Source organism: Serratia sp. CY47444, from assembly GCF_052168635.1.
Classification (GTDB): domain Bacteria; phylum Pseudomonadota; class Gammaproteobacteria; order Enterobacterales; family Enterobacteriaceae; genus Serratia; species Serratia bockelmannii.
Genome location: NZ_JBJNMH010000004.1, coordinates 209,044 through 224,669, shown reverse-complemented (window position 1 = coordinate 224,669; position 15,626 = coordinate 209,044). Strand labels below are relative to the sequence as shown.

Sequence of the window (15,626 nt, the reverse complement as noted above, 5' to 3'; positions counted from 1 at the left end):
CAGGAAAGGCGCGTTATTTGCCGCTGAACACGCCGGCTTTGGCATCCGCCTGTTTTGTTGAGGCATGGCCGCTGACGAACGGCACGTTGCCGTCAACGCCCTGTTTCGCCGCACCGGCGGCCAGGCCGCCAACCGTGGCCGCCGCATCGACGCGGCCGCCGCCCTGATAGCGTTGGCCGTTGACGTCCTGCTGGCTGACCTGGCTACCGCCCAGTTCCACCTTGCCTTGCTGGCTGCGGATCTCGCCGCCGGTCAGTTGGGTTTGGCCGCCGACCTGCAGCGCCACGCCGTTCTTACCGGCGATCGCCGATTGCTCGCCGACCGCGTTGTTGTTCACCACGTCGGCATTGACCTTGAGGTGCCCCTGGCGACCGGCCGGCCCGGTGATGCTGTCTTTCACCGCGCCGCCGACGGTGCGTGCGCCGCGATCCCACAGCGGGCCTTGCGGTTTTTCGCCGGTCGGCGTTGCCGGCAGCGTGACTTTGCCGTCGGCCTTGCTGAAGCTGACCGCGCCGGTGGTGTCCTGCTGCGGATCGAGGCGACGCGCCACGCTGTTGTACTTGTCGGTGGTGGCGTCGGCCACTTTGTTCACTCCGGCCTCCAGTTTCTCTTTCACCTTACCGGCGTAACGCGGTGTGCCGACCTTCGACAGCTTGGAGGTGATGCTGCTGCCCGGATCGTTGCTGTGGCTCAGGCCGGCATCCACATCGACCTTCACACCGTTCTCAACGTCTTTGCGGCTTTCAACGTGCAGATTGCCGCCCACCTTGCCTTGTACGCTGTCGGCATCGACACGCGCGCCGGCGAGACGGGTGTCTTTGCCGCTGTTGATCGCCACGTCGCCCGCGGTGATGCCGGTGTTGGCGTGGATGGTTTTATCCTGCTGTTCCACGCCGACCTTCAGACCGGCGCCCAGCGTGTGGGTATCTTTGCCAGTGTTCGGGTCGACCTTGCCGCCGGCGTCCTTGTTGAAGGTTTGGCCGCCTTTGGCGTTGGCTTTGATGCCCAGGCTCCAGTTGTCCTTGTGCTGCTCGTTCTTGGCGGACTCCAGCAGGATACCGCCGTTTTTCGCCTCGAGCGCGGCGCTGCCGCCGCTGACCTTGGCGCCCTGCAGATGCAGCGCGTCATCGCCTTTGCCGTTGGCGGACAGGGTGACTTTGCCGTCTGAGGCGATAGTGGCGCCCTGGCGCTCGGTCGCGGACTCATTCACCTTGGCGATGTCGAAGGCGCCGCCGACGGAGAGGTTGCCGCCGGTTTTTTCCTTGCTGTCGCTGCTGCCGGCGCCCAGATCGATATTGCCGGACAGCTTGCTTTCCTTACGCGTTTGGGTCGATTCCGCCGCCTGCAGTGCGACCTTGTTACCCGCGCTCAGGCTGACGTCGCCCTGGCTCTTGACGTTGGTGCCCTGCAGCGTCAGATCGCGGCCCGCCTTCAGCTCAACGCCCTGTTGGCCACTGACGTTGCCGACCTGCGCGGTGCTGCTGCTGCTTTCGCCGTTGTGGGTGCCGCCGCCGAACCCGGCGCCGAAGTTTTTACTGTCGGCGGTGAAACCGCCCTTGGCGGAGGCTTTGACGTTAAAGCCGCTGTGGCTTTCGCTCTGCTTGTCGCTGGCCTGATCAAGGCGGATATCGCCGCCGGCGTTGACGGCGGTTTTACCGCTGCCGCCGTTCAGCGCGGTGCCCTGATAGACCGCGTCTTTTTTCACGTTGACGTTGATGCCGTTGGCCGCGTCGATCGAGCCGGTCACCGCCTGGCTGGCGCTGCTGTTGCTGCGCTGGGTGCCGCCTTCGCCCTTGGCGTCCACGGTCAGATCGCTGCCGGTGGAGGTGTAGACGCGCACGCCGGCGCTGCCGCGGGTATCGCGGCTCTGCTCTTCCTGACGATTTGTCGCAGCTTCGCTGCGGTGGCTGTCCGCCGTCAGCGTGACCGCGCCTTTGTTGGCTTGATATTGCGTGCCCTGATCGCGCACTTTGCCTTTGGCGTTGATGTCGATGCTGCCGGCTTTCACCGAGCTGACGACCGCCTGCGAGCTGCTGCTGCGTTTTTCGCTGCTGCCGCCCTGTGCGCCGATATCCAGGCCGACGTTAGGCGCGCCGATGCCGCCGATGTCGTTGATGACGCCCGTGGCGTCCAGCTTGGCCGCCTTGCCGACCGCACGCTCGACCGGACGGGTCACGGCGCTGTAATCGACGTTGGCACCGATGTTCACGCCGACGTCGGTTTTGGTGGTGGTGCTGCTGGTGGTGTCGGCAGCGGCCAGGTGATCGACGTCCGCGGCGTTTTCTTGATAGGTGCCGCCGACGCTGTGCTGCGCACCTTGCTGGGTCAGCTTGTCACGGGCGTTGACAGTCAGGTTGCCTTTGACGTCGCTGCCGGAGGTGACGGCCTTGCTGCTCTGCGCCTGTGTTTTGCTGTTCTCGTAGCCGGCCTCCACACCGCTGCCGAGCTTGTCGATGCCGCCGGTGTAGTAGAAACCACCGCCGACCTTGGTCTGCTCGGTATTCGAGGTGGTTTTGTCGTCCGCCGCCAGGAACGAAACCTTATTGCCGCTGACGCTGGCGTCGCCTTTGTCGGCGACCAATTTGGATCCGCTGAAGGTCACGTCCTTATCCGCGTCGAGTTTCACGCTGCCGCCGCTGAGGGTGGCGCCGCGGTTCTCGGTGCGGGTGGTTTTCTCGCTGTCGCGGGTGTGTTCGATGCGTAAACCGGCGCGGTATTGCTTGTCGCCGGCTTCTTTGGCGTAGCCGTTGACGGTGAGCGCAGTTTTCTGCTCGTCGATGTTCTGCTGCTGCTCGGCGGCCTTGACGTTGATGTTGCCGGTCTGCGAGGTGACGCTCAGCTCGCCGCCGCTGGCGACCTGGCTGCCGATCACGTCGGTATCCTTACGGCTGACCAGCTTCAGGTTGGTGTCGGACTTCAGCTCGCTGGCGGTGCTGCTCTGATAACTGTTATCGGCCTTGTGCGAACTGCTGGTGATGTTGAAGGCGGTGCCGGTACGCGCGTCGATTTTGTCCACGGTGGTGCTCAGCGCGTTGTCGATGCGCAGGCCGCCGTGGGTGGCGGTGACTTCGCCGCCTTTCTGGCCGCGCGCCTTGCTGCCGGTAATGGTGACGCCTTGCTGACCGTTCAGGCGCAGGGTGCCGCCGCTGGTCAATTCGGAAGCGTGGCTGACTTCGCGGCGATTGCTGTTGTTCTTGTTGTCGCCGCCGCCGATGCCGCCCCAGGAGGTTTTGTCATCGCGCACCGCTTTGGCGTTGGCGGTTTTCTGCACCCCGACCTGGATTTGGTTATCTGCGTCGATCGTCAGATCGCGCTGGGCGTGGACCTTGGCACCCTGAGTCGAGACATTGCGGCCAGCTTTCACCGTCAGTTCGCCCTGGCTGCGCAGTTCACTGGCCTTCAGGCTTTCGCTTTCGTCGCTGCTGCTCCAACTGCCGGTGCGCAGGCTGGAGGTGTGGTTGCGCTGATAGCCGCGTTCGCTGGACTTATCTTTCTCCACCAGCCCGGCGAGGTGCACATCGCGCGCTGCTTTGACGCTCAACGCCCGGTCGGCGCTGACGTTGGCACCCAGCAGCGTCACGTCTTCCCGAGTACTGACGAGTTTGGCGTTGCCGCTGGCGGCGACGGTGCTGCCCGCCTGCTGCAGTTGCTCGCGTTCGCGGGTGACGTCGTATTGCCAGGAATAGAACCAGCGGTCGTCGGTGTGACCTTGAGTTTGCTTCAACTGCTGGCCGTCGAGCGTCAGCTTGCCGCCCTGCAGGGTGATGTCTTCGCCGCGAATATCGGTGGCGGTGAGGTGCGCGTGGTTATCCGCCACCAGGCTGATGTTCTTGCCTTTCAGCTCGGTGCGGGTCAGCTTCTGGCTGCTGCTGCGATCGTTGACGTAGATGCCGCCACGGTAATTTTGATAGTTATCGCCGCCGTTTTTGTTGCTGCTGGCATCTTCAATGCGGCTTTCGCTGCGAATATCGTAGGCTTTCACCTTGAGTTCGTCGCCGGCAGCCAGCGTGCCGGCCAGCTTCACGCCGCTGCCTTGCGCGGTGTTGATGATGTTGATGCGCCCGGCCTGCATGCTGCCGAGGTAGTAGCTGTCCAGCGCGGTCGTCGGCTGTTCGCTGGCCAGCACCTTGCCGTCGCGCGCCACGCGGTTAAGGCCGCTGATGGCGTTGATCGCCGCCGGCGTCACTTTGCCGTTGCGGTGGGTGAAGTCTTGTACGATCACGTCGCCGCGGCTGTCTATCTTCGGTGCGATCAGATCCAGCACGCCGCTGGCGTTCAGGATGCCGCTGAGGCTCAGGGTATTGCGGTTGCCCAGGGTGCTGTAGCCCTGCAACAGGCCGTTTTCCACCAGCGGGTTGCCGACCACCAGCGAGGAGCGGCTGGTGTTGATGAACCCGCAGCCCTGGCAGCTGATGCCGTTCGGGTTGGCCAGCACGTAGTCGGCCGCCATGCCGAAGATCTCTTGCTGGCCGTGCAGCAGCGACGGGTTGCGGCCGATCACTTCATTGAGGATCACACTGGCTTCGCGTCCGCCCAGATTCGGGTTGGCACCCAGTTGCCCGGCCAGCTGCGACAGCCCCGCCTCGCGGGAGTTGTTCAGCACCGCGCCGGGTTGGTTGACGTTGAAGTCCTGGTATTGGTTATGCGACAGCCCGCTGCCATTCGGTGCGACGATGTCGACCACCTGGGCGCCGGTCGCGGCGGTGGAAACGCCGGGGCCGTTGGCGCCGTTGGCCGCGACGATCTCTCCGGCGTAGGCGCCGGCGGAAGCGGCGAGAATTATCGCCAGCGCGGCGGCCAGTTTGCCTGCCGCCGAAAGTCTGAAGTTATTATTTTTCATCCATGTATCTCCGTATATTGCCGTGGGGTCCTGCAAAACTGCTGATTAAAAGGTGTAAGAAAAGCGCGCCAGCACCTGAACGGGATCCTCGGGCGTGGCGTGGTTCGACAAGATCCAGCCGCGGCTGACCTCCAGATCGACCAGCGCCTGGCGATAGCGTAACGTGGCGCCGCTGCTCAGCCCGGCGCTGCTGCGCCAGCCCGAGTTATCCTGACGCGGCAAAATGCGGCCGACGTCGGCGCCAAGGCGCGGCGTCAGCGTGGCGGCGCCTAAATTGAAGCTGCGCGACAGCGTATTCTGCAGATACCAGCCGTTGTCGCCGGACTGGGTACTGCGGCTGAAGCCGCGTACGGCGCTGCGATCGGTGAGGCTCAGCCACTCCACGCCGGGCAGCGGGTCGCGGCTGTACTGGCCATAGAACAGGTTGTTGAGCTGATAGGTGGCGTCACCCAGCTTGAGACGCTGGCTGAGGTTGGCGAACAGCTTGCCTTTGGTGAACTGGCTGTCGAGGTGCACCGAGCTCGGGTGGCGATCGGCGCCCAGCCATGGCAGGCCCTGTTCGACGCTGAGGTTGGCGCTGAACACCCCGTTGGGCAGAATCTGCAGGTGGCTGGCGCTCAGCTCGGCCAGGGTCAGCGTGGGGCTGCTGACCTCGAGGCGCACGCTTTCGAAGTAGTTATCGATGCGCTTGTAGGTCAGCTGTCCGCTCAGGCTGTCTATCTGATCGTGATCGCGGTAAAACACGTAGTCGCTGCGCAGACCGTACTGTTGGGTCTGGCCGTGCAGTTTGACCACGTTGTGCGGCAGCTGCTGGTGGTTCTCATAGGACGAGAAGCTGGCGAATCCGCTGAAGGTGAACGCGCCGTACGGCAGCGAATAGAGCAGGGTATAGGCGCGATTATAGCGGTGAGCCGGGTTTTCCAGCGTGCTGTTGGCGTTCAGGCTGACGAAGTCCGACAGGCCGAACGGGCTGTCCAGCGTGGCGGTGGCACGTGCCAGCCACTGGCCGGTGCTTTTTTGGCCGTAATTATCCGTGCCGGCGGTAATCAGCCAGGGCTTGGCATGCTGATTGCGCAAACGAATGACCGAACCGCCAACCTGATGGCCGGGCAATATATCCAGCTTGGTGGTATTCGATTGCAAACGGTTAGCCTGATCCAATCCCTGGTCGATATCGGTTAATTTCAACGGCTTGCCTTCCAGCCCCGGAAATAATAAACGGCTGTTGACCCAGCGATCGCCGCCTTCTATTTTCTCGATAAATCCTTCGGTGACGCTTAACCCCAATTCTCCTTGTGAATTAGGGCGAACAATTTGCACGCGCGCGGTGATATAGCCCTTTTTCACATAAAGACGCGTTAATTCACGGGTCAGGCGATTGATATCGTTGCTGCTGATGCACTGTTCCGGCAACGCGCTCAGGGCGGATAAATCGCTCGGCGAGAGCAGGGTGATGCCCTGTAGATAAACGCCGGCGATCGGCAGGCACTGCGCGGACTGCGGCAGGGCGGGCGCGGTCGGCTCCGGCTCCGCCAGCAGGCGTTGCTGCTTCAGCTGCTGGTAACGGCGTTGCTCAATCAACTGGTTGACTTCACGCGTGCTGTCTTGCAGCGCGCGGCGCGACTCGCCCATCGACATATCCCGCATCATGTGGGCATCCGGCAGGGTTTCGGCGGAAAGGGCCGTGCTGACCAACAGCGTCAAGGCGGTGATTTTTTTTATCATTGTAATCCATTATGAGAGGCCGCCGGGGCAGCCAGCCCAATCCATGAGGTTAACCACGGGCGGCCGAGGGCCGGCCCGAAATAATGAGCGACATGCACATTGCGAGGTATCTTGATTTGCCGCAGCAAATAAGACGGTGGGTATATATCTAAATAATAATTAGGCTGCTTCTTTTTTGGCGGGCAACCCTGGCGACTTAATTAATTAAAAAAAGTAGAACGTCTCTTCCTCTTGCCAACATTATCGGCATGGATAGGAAGAATCTGAATTTTTATTTTTCACGGATGATAGGGGATGAGGGAAATTATGACAATCCGACCAGTGGGAAATACGAAATTTCGCAGGGAAGAAACAGGACGCAATTGTTTGCGTCCCGACAGGCGGTTTATTTTTTCTTGATAGGGCGGCCGGACCAATACCCTGCCAGCAGCGAACCGGAGAGGTTGTGCCAGACCGAGAACAGCGCGCCCGGCAGCGCGGCCAGCGGCGAGAAGTAGATTTTGCCCAACGTGGCGGCCAGCCCGGAGTTCTGCATCCCGACTTCGATCGCCAGCGTGCGGCAGGTGGACTCGTCGAAGCCGAACAGTTTGCCGCCCCAGTAGCCGCTCAGCAGGCCGATGCCGTTGTGCAGGATCACCGCGACGATCACCACCAGACCGACCGAGGCGATATGGCTTTGGCTGCCCGCCACCACCGCGCTGATGATGGCCAGAATGCACACCATCGACAGCGCCGGCAGCAGCGGCTCGATGCGCTTCACCGTTTTGGTCAGGGTATGGTGGACGATCAGGCCCAGGCCGATCGGGATCACCACGATCTGCAGAATGCTTAACAGCATGCCCATGATATCGACGCTGATCTCGGCGTCGACGTACAGGCGGGTCAGCAGCGGCGTGGCGAACACCCCCACCAGCGTTGAGACCGCCGAGATGGTCACCGACAGCGCCACGTCGCCCTTGGCCAGATAGATCATCACGTTGGAGGCGGTGCCGCTGGCCACGCTGCCCACCAGCACCATGCCGGCGGACAGATCCGGCGGCATGCGAAACAGCATCGCCAGGATCCAGGCCGCCAGCGGCATGATCAGATAGTGCAGGAAGATGCCGGCCGCCACCGGGCCGGGGCGCGCCAGCACGCGTTTGAAGTCGTCCAGTCGCAGCGTGACGCCCATGGCGAACATGATCAGCATCAGCAGCGGGCTGACGTAGGGGCCGATGCCGGTAAAGGTGGTCGGCGTGTAATAGGCGGCGACGGACAGCAGTATCGCCCACAGGGGGAAGAGACGCGTGAGTAGAGCCAACATGCAGGTTTTCCTTAGCCAGATTGAGAACGATGGGTGTGGTTGTGTTTTTTGCGGGTTCAACAGGCTGAACCCCTGCAGGTTTTGAACGGATTTTTTAGACGCAGGGGCGCAGCATGCTGCGCCCGCAATCAGGGATAATGACTTATTCGAACAGGTTGTGATGCAGGGTACGCACCACCTGTTCGGCTTCTTCGCCCGGCACCAGGAAGCACAGGTTATAGCTGCTGGCACCGTAGCAGATCAGGCGGATATTGAACGGATCGAGCACGCCGAACACCTCTTTGCCCACGCCGCAGGCGCGCGACAGCTGGTTACCGATGATCGCCACCAGCGCCAGGTTTTCTTCCACTTCCACCCGGCACAGCGACGACAGTTCGGTCAGCAGTGAGGTGGTCAGCAGGCTGCCGCCGACGGAGGTGGCGCCGGTGGTGTCCATGGTCAGCGCGATGCTGACTTCCGAAGTGGTGATCAGATCGACGGAGACATTATGGCGCGCCAGGATGTTGAACACCTCGGCCAGGAAACCGCGCGCGTGCAGCATGTTCAGGCTGTGCAGCGTCAGCAGCGTTTGCTTGCGGCGCAGCGCCAGCGCGCGGAACAGCGGCGGATTCTCGGTGGTGTTGCACACCAGCGTGCCGCCGGCCGCCGGATCCTTGCTAGAGCCGACGAACACTGGAATGTCGCTGCGCACCGCCGGCAGCAGGGTGGCCGGATGCAGCACTTTGGCGCCGAAGGTGGCCATTTCCGCCGCCTCTTCGAAACCGATTTTGTCGATGCGCTTGGCCGCCGGCACCACCCGAGGATCGGTGGTGTAGATGCCCGGCACGTCGGTCCAGATATCTACCCGGCCAGCGCCGAGCGCCTCGCCGAGCAGCGCGGCGGTATAGTCGCTGCCGCCGCGGCCGAGCGTGGTAGTGCGGCCTTTCGGCTCGCTGCCGATAAAGCCCTGGGTGACCACCAGCGCTTCCTGCAGGCGTGGCTGCAACTGCGATCGGGCCAGTTCGCTGAGCGCGGCGCTGTCCGGCACGGCGCGGCCAAAGTGATCGTCGGTGCGCATCACTTTACGCACGTCGAACCATTCGGCCTGCACGTTGCGGGCGCGCAGGATTTCCACGAACAGCAGGGTGGACATCAGCTCCCCATGGCTGACCAGCTCGTCGGTCAACGCCGTCGAGGTGGCCAGCGACGCGGCCTCCGACAGCATGGCGATGTTTTCCAGCAGGCGGTCTATCTCGTCGCGGATCACCGCAGGCGCCGCGAGGCGATCGAGGATGGCGTACTGGATGCGACGAATTTCATCAAGCTGGTAGTTGCGCTTGTCGGCCTCGCAGCCTTCGGCCAGGGCGACCAACAGGTTGGTGACGCCCGCCGAGGCGGACAACACCACCAGGCGGACCTGCGGGTTGGCCAGCACGACGTCGGCGCTGCGGTTCATGGCTTCAAAGTCGGCGACGCTGGTGCCGCCGAACTTGGCTACCACGGTGGAATTCTGGGGTACTGCTTGGTTCATGTAGAAACCTCGTGTCAGGGATGCCCGTTTGGGGGCACTGTAATTCCATAGCCTTGGCACAAGGGGAGAGCGGTAAACAGGGGGCAGGCGTAGAGGTCAGGCTACGATACACCCAGAAGCGCCCCACCTTGTCGATCGCCCTGTGGGCGATCCCCTGGTGACAACCCAGGGGATTCAGCCCCTGTAGTCGATACGATAATGGCCGGCCATTATCGTACCTCGGCGTCGCTCCCCCTCGGGTGCCGTCAACGGAGAAACGGCTCCTCTGACACTCTACCTGGGCGACGCGCCTCTTCTGGCTTGCGCACCGGGTGCGCAAGTAGGCTGTTAGGAATAGCCGGTTATTGCCATTCTGTCAACGTACGGACGGTGAGGGATTTTCATCTTGTACCAGCGCGATAAGCGTACAGGGCATCGCGGGCGTGGAACCGGCGCCAATCGGTTGCAGAGAACCGTCTTCCTTTTGGCTGAATAGCGGGATAACGCCCTGATGTTTCTCCAAATACTCCAGCCAACCGAAATTTTCGTTCAATTTGGTCGCTTTGATGGTGGCCCCCCTGGCGAGCAGGCTGCTCAGGCGGCCGTAGGTGGCTTCCTGATTAAATAAAATTTCATGCCGGCGGAAACGCGAACTTTCCGCGCTGGCGCCGCGCCCTTTCAGCGGCGCCCCCGAACGGATGGCAAACACGTGATCCTCGCCGAAGAGATGGCCGAAGTGGTAGACCGCCAGCGCGTTCTGGTGGCGATTGGGCGACAGCGCCAACACCTGGGCGATATTGCTCAGATCGAGGTAGTTCTCGGCGTGTTCGGAGTAGGCGTGGCCATAATAGGCCGGAATGCCGTCCATACGCGCCTGACGGTAGTATTCCCAACTGCTGTCGGTGACGATCACCGGCACGTTCAGCTTGATCAGCGCCTGCGCCAGCATGCGCGCCACGCTGTTGGCGCCGACGATCAGTACGCCGCGCGGCTTTTGCTGCTGCACCCGCAGCCAGCGCGCCATCATGCCGCTGGTCAGGCTTTGCAACACCACGGTACCGATGATGATGGCGAACACCACGGTCACCAGCCGGTCGGCGCCCTGATAGCCGCTGCGCTGCAGCGTCAGCGCGAACAGCGAGCTGACCGCCGCGGCCACGATGCCGCGCGGGGCGATCCAGCACAGCAGCAGCCGATCGCGCCAATGCAGGGAAGAGCGCCAGGTCGAGACCGCGATGCACAGCGGCCGGGCGATAAACTGCACCGCCAGCAGCAGCAGCAGCAGCGGCCAGCCCATGTTCCACAGCGCCTGGATGTCGAGCCGCGCCGCCAGAATGATGAACAGCGCCGAGATCAGGATCGCCGACAGTTCTTCTTTGAACGCCAGAATATCGCTGGTATCGACGTCGCGCATGTTGGCCAGCCAGATGCCCATCACCGTGACGGTCAACAGGCCGGATTCGTCGGCGATGGCGTTGGAAACGCCGAAGGCGGTCAGCATGATCGCCAGCACCGCCAGGTTCTGCAGGTAGCGTGGCAGCCAGACGCGGCGCAGCGCCAGGCCGAGCAGGTAGCCGAACAGCGCGCCGGCGATCAGGCCGACGGTGGCGGTGACGCCCAGCGTCCAAAACAGGTGGGTATAGGACTCCGCATTCTGCTTCAGTACGATGAACTCGAACACCAGCAGGGTGAAGATGGCGCCAACCGGATCGATGACGATCCCTTCCCAACGCAACACCTGGTTAATGTTGGCGTTCGGTCGCACCACGCGCATCAGCGGAGCGATCACCGTCGGCCCGGTCACCACCGTCACCGCGCCGATCAGCGCCGCCAGCTCCGGCGGGAAATCCAGCAACCACCAGCTGGCGAGGCTGATGACCAGAAAGGTGACCAGCATGCCGACGGTGACCAGATTACGCACCACGCCGCCGAGGCCGCGTATCTCCTCGAAGCGCAGCGTCAGCGCCCCCTCGAACAGGATGATCGCCACCGACAGCGACACCAGTGGAAACAGCAGATCGCCGAACAGCAGATCCGGCTGCACCAGATGCACCGTCGGGCCGAGCACGATGCCGAACAGCAGCAGCGGCAAAATGGCCGGCAGACGCAGCAGCCAGGCCAGCCACTGCGCCAGCAGCGACGCCAGGCCGATAAGCACCAACATAAGCGGGGCGGATAATTCCATAAGCGAGATCCCTTTCAAATGACGAAATAAGTAACGATGACACAGCCTGATGACAATTCGGCAACCCCGATAACAGGCCGTTAGCCAAAAGTATAGAGTGAAAGCTGAAACGAGGCGGCAATGCGTTGACAGTTAGCGCCTATCGCAAGAAAAGCGATCATAATCACAGTCGAACAGGCTACAATCGGACAAACGCGTCATTTTTATTCTCAAGCCTAAGAGTGTTGCTATGAAAAATATCAATCCTAGTCAAACCGCTGCTTGGCAAGCCCTGCAGCAACATTATGCACAGATGAAAGACGTACGGATCGCCGACCTGTTCGCCGAGGACAGCGATCGTTTCTCCCGGTTCTCCGCGACCTTCAACGATCAAATGTTGGTGGACTATTCCAAGAATCGCATCACGCAGGAAACCCTGGAGAAGCTGCAGGCGCTGGCGAAAGAAACCGATCTGCAAGGCGCCATCAAATCGATGTTCGCCGGTGAAAAGATCAACCGCACCGAAGATCGCGCGGTGCTGCATATTGCCCTGCGCAACCGCAGCAACAGCCCGATCCTGGTCGACGGCAAAGACGTGATGCCGGAAGTGAACGCGGTGCTGGCCAAGATCAAACAGTTCTGCGCGCGCGTCATCGGCGGCGAGTGGAAAGGCTACACCGGCAAGCCGATTACCGACGTGGTGAACATCGGCATCGGCGGTTCGGATCTCGGCCCTTACATGGTGACCGAAGCGCTGCGCCCGTATAAAAACCACCTGAACATGCACTTCGTCTCCAACGTTGACGGTACCCACATCGCCGAAACGCTGCAGCCGCTGAATCCGGAAACTACGCTGTTCCTGGTGGCGTCCAAAACCTTCACTACTCAGGAAACCATGACCAACGCCCACAGCGCGCGCGACTGGTTCCTGAGCAGCGCCGCCGATCAACAGCACGTGGCCAAGCACTTCGCTGCGTTGTCCACCAACGGCAAAGCGGTGGCCGAGTTCGGCATCGATACCGACAACATGTTCGAGTTCTGGGACTGGGTAGGGGGCCGTTACTCCCTGTGGTCGGCGATCGGTCTGTCGATTGCGCTGTCCATCGGTTACGACAACTTCGAGCAGCTGCTGAGCGGCGCGCACGCCATGGATAAGCACTTCGCCGAAACGCCGGCGGAGAAAAACCTGCCGGTGCTGCTGGCGCTGATCGGTATTTGGTACAACAACTTCTTCGGCGCCGAAACCGAAGCCATTCTGCCGTACGATCAGTACATGCACCGTTTTGCCGCTTACTTCCAGCAGGGCAACATGGAATCCAACGGCAAGTACGTCGACCGCAACGGCAATCCGGTGGATTACCAGACCGGCCCTATCATCTGGGGCGAGCCGGGCACCAACGGCCAGCATGCGTTCTACCAGTTGATCCACCAGGGCACCAAGCTGGTGCCGTGCGATTTCATCGCGCCGGCCATCAGCCATAACCCGCTGGGCGATCACCACGCCAAACTGCTGTCCAACTTCTTCGCGCAGACCGAGGCCCTGGCGTTCGGCAAGTCGCTGGAAGTGGTGGAGGCGGAGTTCGCGGCGCAGGGTAAAACCCCTGAGCAGGTTAAACACGTGGCGCCGTTCAAAGTGTTTGAAGGCAACCGTCCGACCAACTCGATCCTGCTGCGTGAAATCACCCCGTTCAGCCTGGGCAGCCTGATCGCGCTGTACGAGCACAAGATCTTTACTCAGGGCGCGATCCTGAACATCTTCACCTTCGATCAGTGGGGCGTGGAGCTGGGCAAACAGCTGGCTAACCGCATCCTGCCGGAGCTGGCGGGCAGCGAGAAAATCAGCAGTCACGACAGCTCGACCAATGCGCTGATCAACCGCTTCAAGGAATGGCGCTAAGCGCCTGAGCTGAAGCCAATAAAAAACCCGCCGCGGCGGGTTTTTTTACGTCTGCGAAAGTTACAGATTGATTGGCACTTCGAAGCTGACGCCCGCGCCCACGTCATCGGCGGTGCTGTGATCGTTGTCGGTGTACCACAGGCTGGTATCGAATTTAACCTGAGACGGGAAGGTGTAACCCCAGCCGAGCTGAATGCCTTTCAGCGTATCGGAACGCGGGAACGCCCGGTTGATAGTTTGGTTGTTCGGGTTCACTTTGGCGTACACCAGTCGGGTACTCCAACGTTGGCCATCGTCCAGCACCATTTCCACGCGACCGGACAGCATTTGGCCGTCGCCGCCCATCGCATGACCCAGTGGATAACCTTGCTGGTAGTAACCGCCCCGATAGACGTAGTGGTTGTACATCACGTTGTTGGCGTTGCCGTTAGAACGGGTATCAGAACCTTCGATATGCCAGTTGATGGTGGTCGGGCCCCATTCCGGATGGCCTTCAAGCCCCAACATATAGGCATTATGCGAAGGTAACATGCCGGCTTCATCTTCGCCGGTGATTTGGCCATACAGGCTGACCGGCAGACCGATGAGCGGCTGCAGCTTGAGTTTGAAGTCAAAACCGCCCAACTGGTTGCCCGGATCGTTTTTCGGATCGCCGGTGTTGTCGTTACCGGTTACACCATCCCAGAAGGAACGCCAGGAGTGCGGACGGCCATCACCGCCCCACATCATGACGCGTGAAGCGCCCAGCTCCAGGAAGTCGGTCGGCATCATGGTCAGGCGACCGCCGAACAGTTTGGTATCCGGCACGGCAGCGTACTGCGACAGCTGGCCGGCGGACAATTGATATTGCCAGCGGCCGATCCACGACAGCCACGGGGTTTCAAACGGGGATTGGTCGGCGCGCTGCAACATAAAGCCGGCCACCGGGCGCGCGGCGTCGGAGCGGATCAGGCTGCCGTCGTAACCCGGGCCCCACCACTGGGAAACCTCGCCGAAGGAGAGCCACTGATTCCAGATTTTCACCGCGCCGTAGGAGCCGTTCATATTGAATTTGGAACCGTCGCTGACGCGCTGATCGCCTTCCACCGAGCCCTGCAGACGCACGTCCCAGAACTCGCCGTTGGCGCCGGCGCCGATGGTCAGGCGATCGTCGGCGTACTCGTTTTGGCCGAAGCCCTGCGGGGTGCCGGGTTTATCGGTCGACGCGTAACCGCTGACGCGGATGTTGGCTTTCAGGGCATCGACACGACGTTGTACGCGGTCAATGACGTTTTTCTCGGTGTTGGTCACCGGCTTGGCCTGCGCGATAACGGAACTGATCTCTTCTTGACTCAGCGGCCAGGTGGACAGGCTGACGTTGATAACGCCGCGGTCAGACAACCAGGCGAGATCGTTACGCAGATCGTTGTCAGGGGCTACCAGGCCGGCGGCGTGGCCGGACAATGCACAGGTAAACAGGCCCGCAGCGACCAGTCCGTTAAGTTTAGCGCGCATAAAGAATTCCCTTGTTAATTCGAGGTTATTGGTTTTATGTAAAGATCTCTGTGACCCATGATAGTTGACATTTCGATTTGCTACAAATCTATAAGCCAGAAACATCTTATTATAACTTTATGAATTAAATGGGGTTTAAAGTGCTTTCGCGCGGGGCATAATTTTTAAGACAATGCCTATATTGGCACGGTTGAATCATATAAGCGGTATTCAGAGAGAGGTTTTATGGCAAAAACGTCGCGTTCGATAATGATAGCGAAAGGACTGCAGCGAGTGCTGAACGTGGGCTTGTTGCTGCTGGCGGCAATTCTGGTGGTGTTTCTGGTCAAGGAAACCATCCATCTGGCGAAGGTGTTATTTATCAACAGCGAAGAGTCGTCTTCTTACCTGTTGATTGAAGGTATCGTGATTTATTTCCTGTACTTTGAATTTATCGCCTTGATCGTCAAGTATTTTGAGTCGGGTTATCATTTCCCGTTGCGCTATTTTATTTACATTGGCATTACCGCGATTATTCGTTTGATTATCGTGGACCACAAAAACCCCATCGATACCCTGATCTACGCCGCGGCGATATTGGTGCTGGTGGTGACGCTCTATCTGGCCAATACCGACCGGCTGAAACGGGAGTAGCGATAAAAATGGCGGCCAAAGGCCGCCAAAGACACAGGATTACCGCTATCGCGGAAAAACATCAAACGCACTGCAGTGGCA

The 15,626-nt window shown here is 60.8% G+C and carries 8 protein-coding genes and 1 riboswitch; of the genes, 2 read left to right on the top strand and 6 right to left on the bottom strand.

Features of this window, described 5'->3' with window-relative positions:
• Positions 1-13: 13 nt before the first annotated feature.
• The 5 genes from ACJ8IL_RS09230 to ACJ8IL_RS09210 all read right to left on the bottom strand — a co-directional run bounded on the left by ACJ8IL_RS09230 (position 14) and on the right by ACJ8IL_RS09210 (position 11,542).
• On the bottom strand, positions 14-4,840 hold the full coding sequence (locus ACJ8IL_RS09230; protein ID WP_442516509.1) for a hemagglutinin repeat-containing protein: 4,827 nt from the start codon (positions 4,838-4,840) through the stop codon (positions 14-16).
• A 45-nt stretch (positions 4,841-4,885) separates the two neighbouring features.
• Positions 4,886-6,565 carry a ShlB/FhaC/HecB family hemolysin secretion/activation protein gene (locus ACJ8IL_RS09225; RefSeq protein WP_442516508.1) on the bottom strand — a complete coding sequence of 560 codons (1,680 nt, stop codon included), beginning with the start codon at positions 6,563-6,565 and terminating at the stop codon, positions 4,886-4,888.
• A 385-nt stretch (positions 6,566-6,950) separates the two neighbouring features.
• Complete coding sequence (panS, locus tag ACJ8IL_RS09220) at positions 6,951-7,868, bottom strand: ketopantoate/pantoate/pantothenate transporter PanS (protein ID WP_025304471.1); 918 nt, start codon at positions 7,866-7,868, stop codon at positions 6,951-6,953.
• Positions 7,869-8,010: 142 nt separating this feature from the next.
• Positions 8,011-9,378, bottom strand: coding sequence for a lysine-sensitive aspartokinase 3 (gene lysC, locus ACJ8IL_RS09215; RefSeq protein WP_060434723.1), 1,368 nt, complete (start codon positions 9,376-9,378; stop codon positions 8,011-8,013).
• A gap of 108 nt (positions 9,379-9,486) precedes the next feature.
• A riboswitch (Lysine riboswitch) is annotated at positions 9,487-9,681 on the bottom strand.
• 52 nt (positions 9,682-9,733) lie between these two features.
• Positions 9,734-11,542 (bottom strand): cation:proton antiporter, encoded by a 1,809-nt coding sequence (locus ACJ8IL_RS09210; RefSeq protein WP_197811469.1) that lies wholly within the window; start codon positions 11,540-11,542, stop codon positions 9,734-9,736.
• A 229-nt stretch (positions 11,543-11,771) separates the two neighbouring features.
• Between ACJ8IL_RS09210 and pgi the strand changes: the two genes are divergently transcribed.
• Positions 11,772-13,418, top strand: coding sequence for a glucose-6-phosphate isomerase (gene pgi / locus ACJ8IL_RS09205; RefSeq protein WP_004936690.1), 1,647 nt, complete (start codon positions 11,772-11,774; stop codon positions 13,416-13,418).
• A 60-nt stretch (positions 13,419-13,478) separates the two neighbouring features.
• Here the strand turns inward: pgi and ACJ8IL_RS09200 are convergent, their stop codons facing one another.
• Entirely contained in the window at positions 13,479-14,912 is a 1,434-nt protein-coding gene (locus ACJ8IL_RS09200) for a capsule assembly Wzi family protein (protein WP_197811468.1), read from the bottom strand.
• 225 nt (positions 14,913-15,137) lie between these two features.
• Here ACJ8IL_RS09200 and psiE point away from each other — a divergent pair, with 225 nt between their 5' ends.
• On the top strand, positions 15,138-15,545 hold the full coding sequence (gene psiE / locus ACJ8IL_RS09195) for a phosphate-starvation-inducible protein PsiE (protein ID WP_015379238.1): 408 nt from the start codon (positions 15,138-15,140) through the stop codon (positions 15,543-15,545).
• Positions 15,546-15,626: the final 81 nt, after the last annotated feature.

Bases quoted from the DNA above. Each gene is read 5' to 3' on its own strand.
- ACJ8IL_RS09225 (WP_442516508.1), bottom strand. From the start codon at position 6,565: ATGATAAAAAAAATCACCGCCTTGACGCTGTTGGTCAGCACGGCCCTT.
- ACJ8IL_RS09200 (WP_197811468.1), bottom strand. From the start codon at position 14,912: ATGCGCGCTAAACTTAACGGACTGGTCGCTGCGGGCCTGTTTACCTGT.
- ACJ8IL_RS09230 (WP_442516509.1), bottom strand. From the start codon at position 4,840: ATGAAAAATAATAACTTCAGACTTTCGGCGGCAGGCAAACTGGCCGCC.
- ACJ8IL_RS09210 (WP_197811469.1), bottom strand. From the start codon at position 11,542: ATGGAATTATCCGCCCCGCTTATGTTGGTGCTTATCGGCCTGGCGTCG.
- pgi (WP_004936690.1), top strand. From the start codon at position 11,772: ATGAAAAATATCAATCCTAGTCAAACCGCTGCTTGGCAAGCCCTGCAG.
- psiE (WP_015379238.1), top strand. From the start codon at position 15,138: ATGGCAAAAACGTCGCGTTCGATAATGATAGCGAAAGGACTGCAGCGA.
- lysC (WP_060434723.1), bottom strand. From the start codon at position 9,378: ATGAACCAAGCAGTACCCCAGAATTCCACCGTGGTAGCCAAGTTCGGC.
- panS (WP_025304471.1), bottom strand. From the start codon at position 7,868: ATGTTGGCTCTACTCACGCGTCTCTTCCCCCTGTGGGCGATACTGCTG.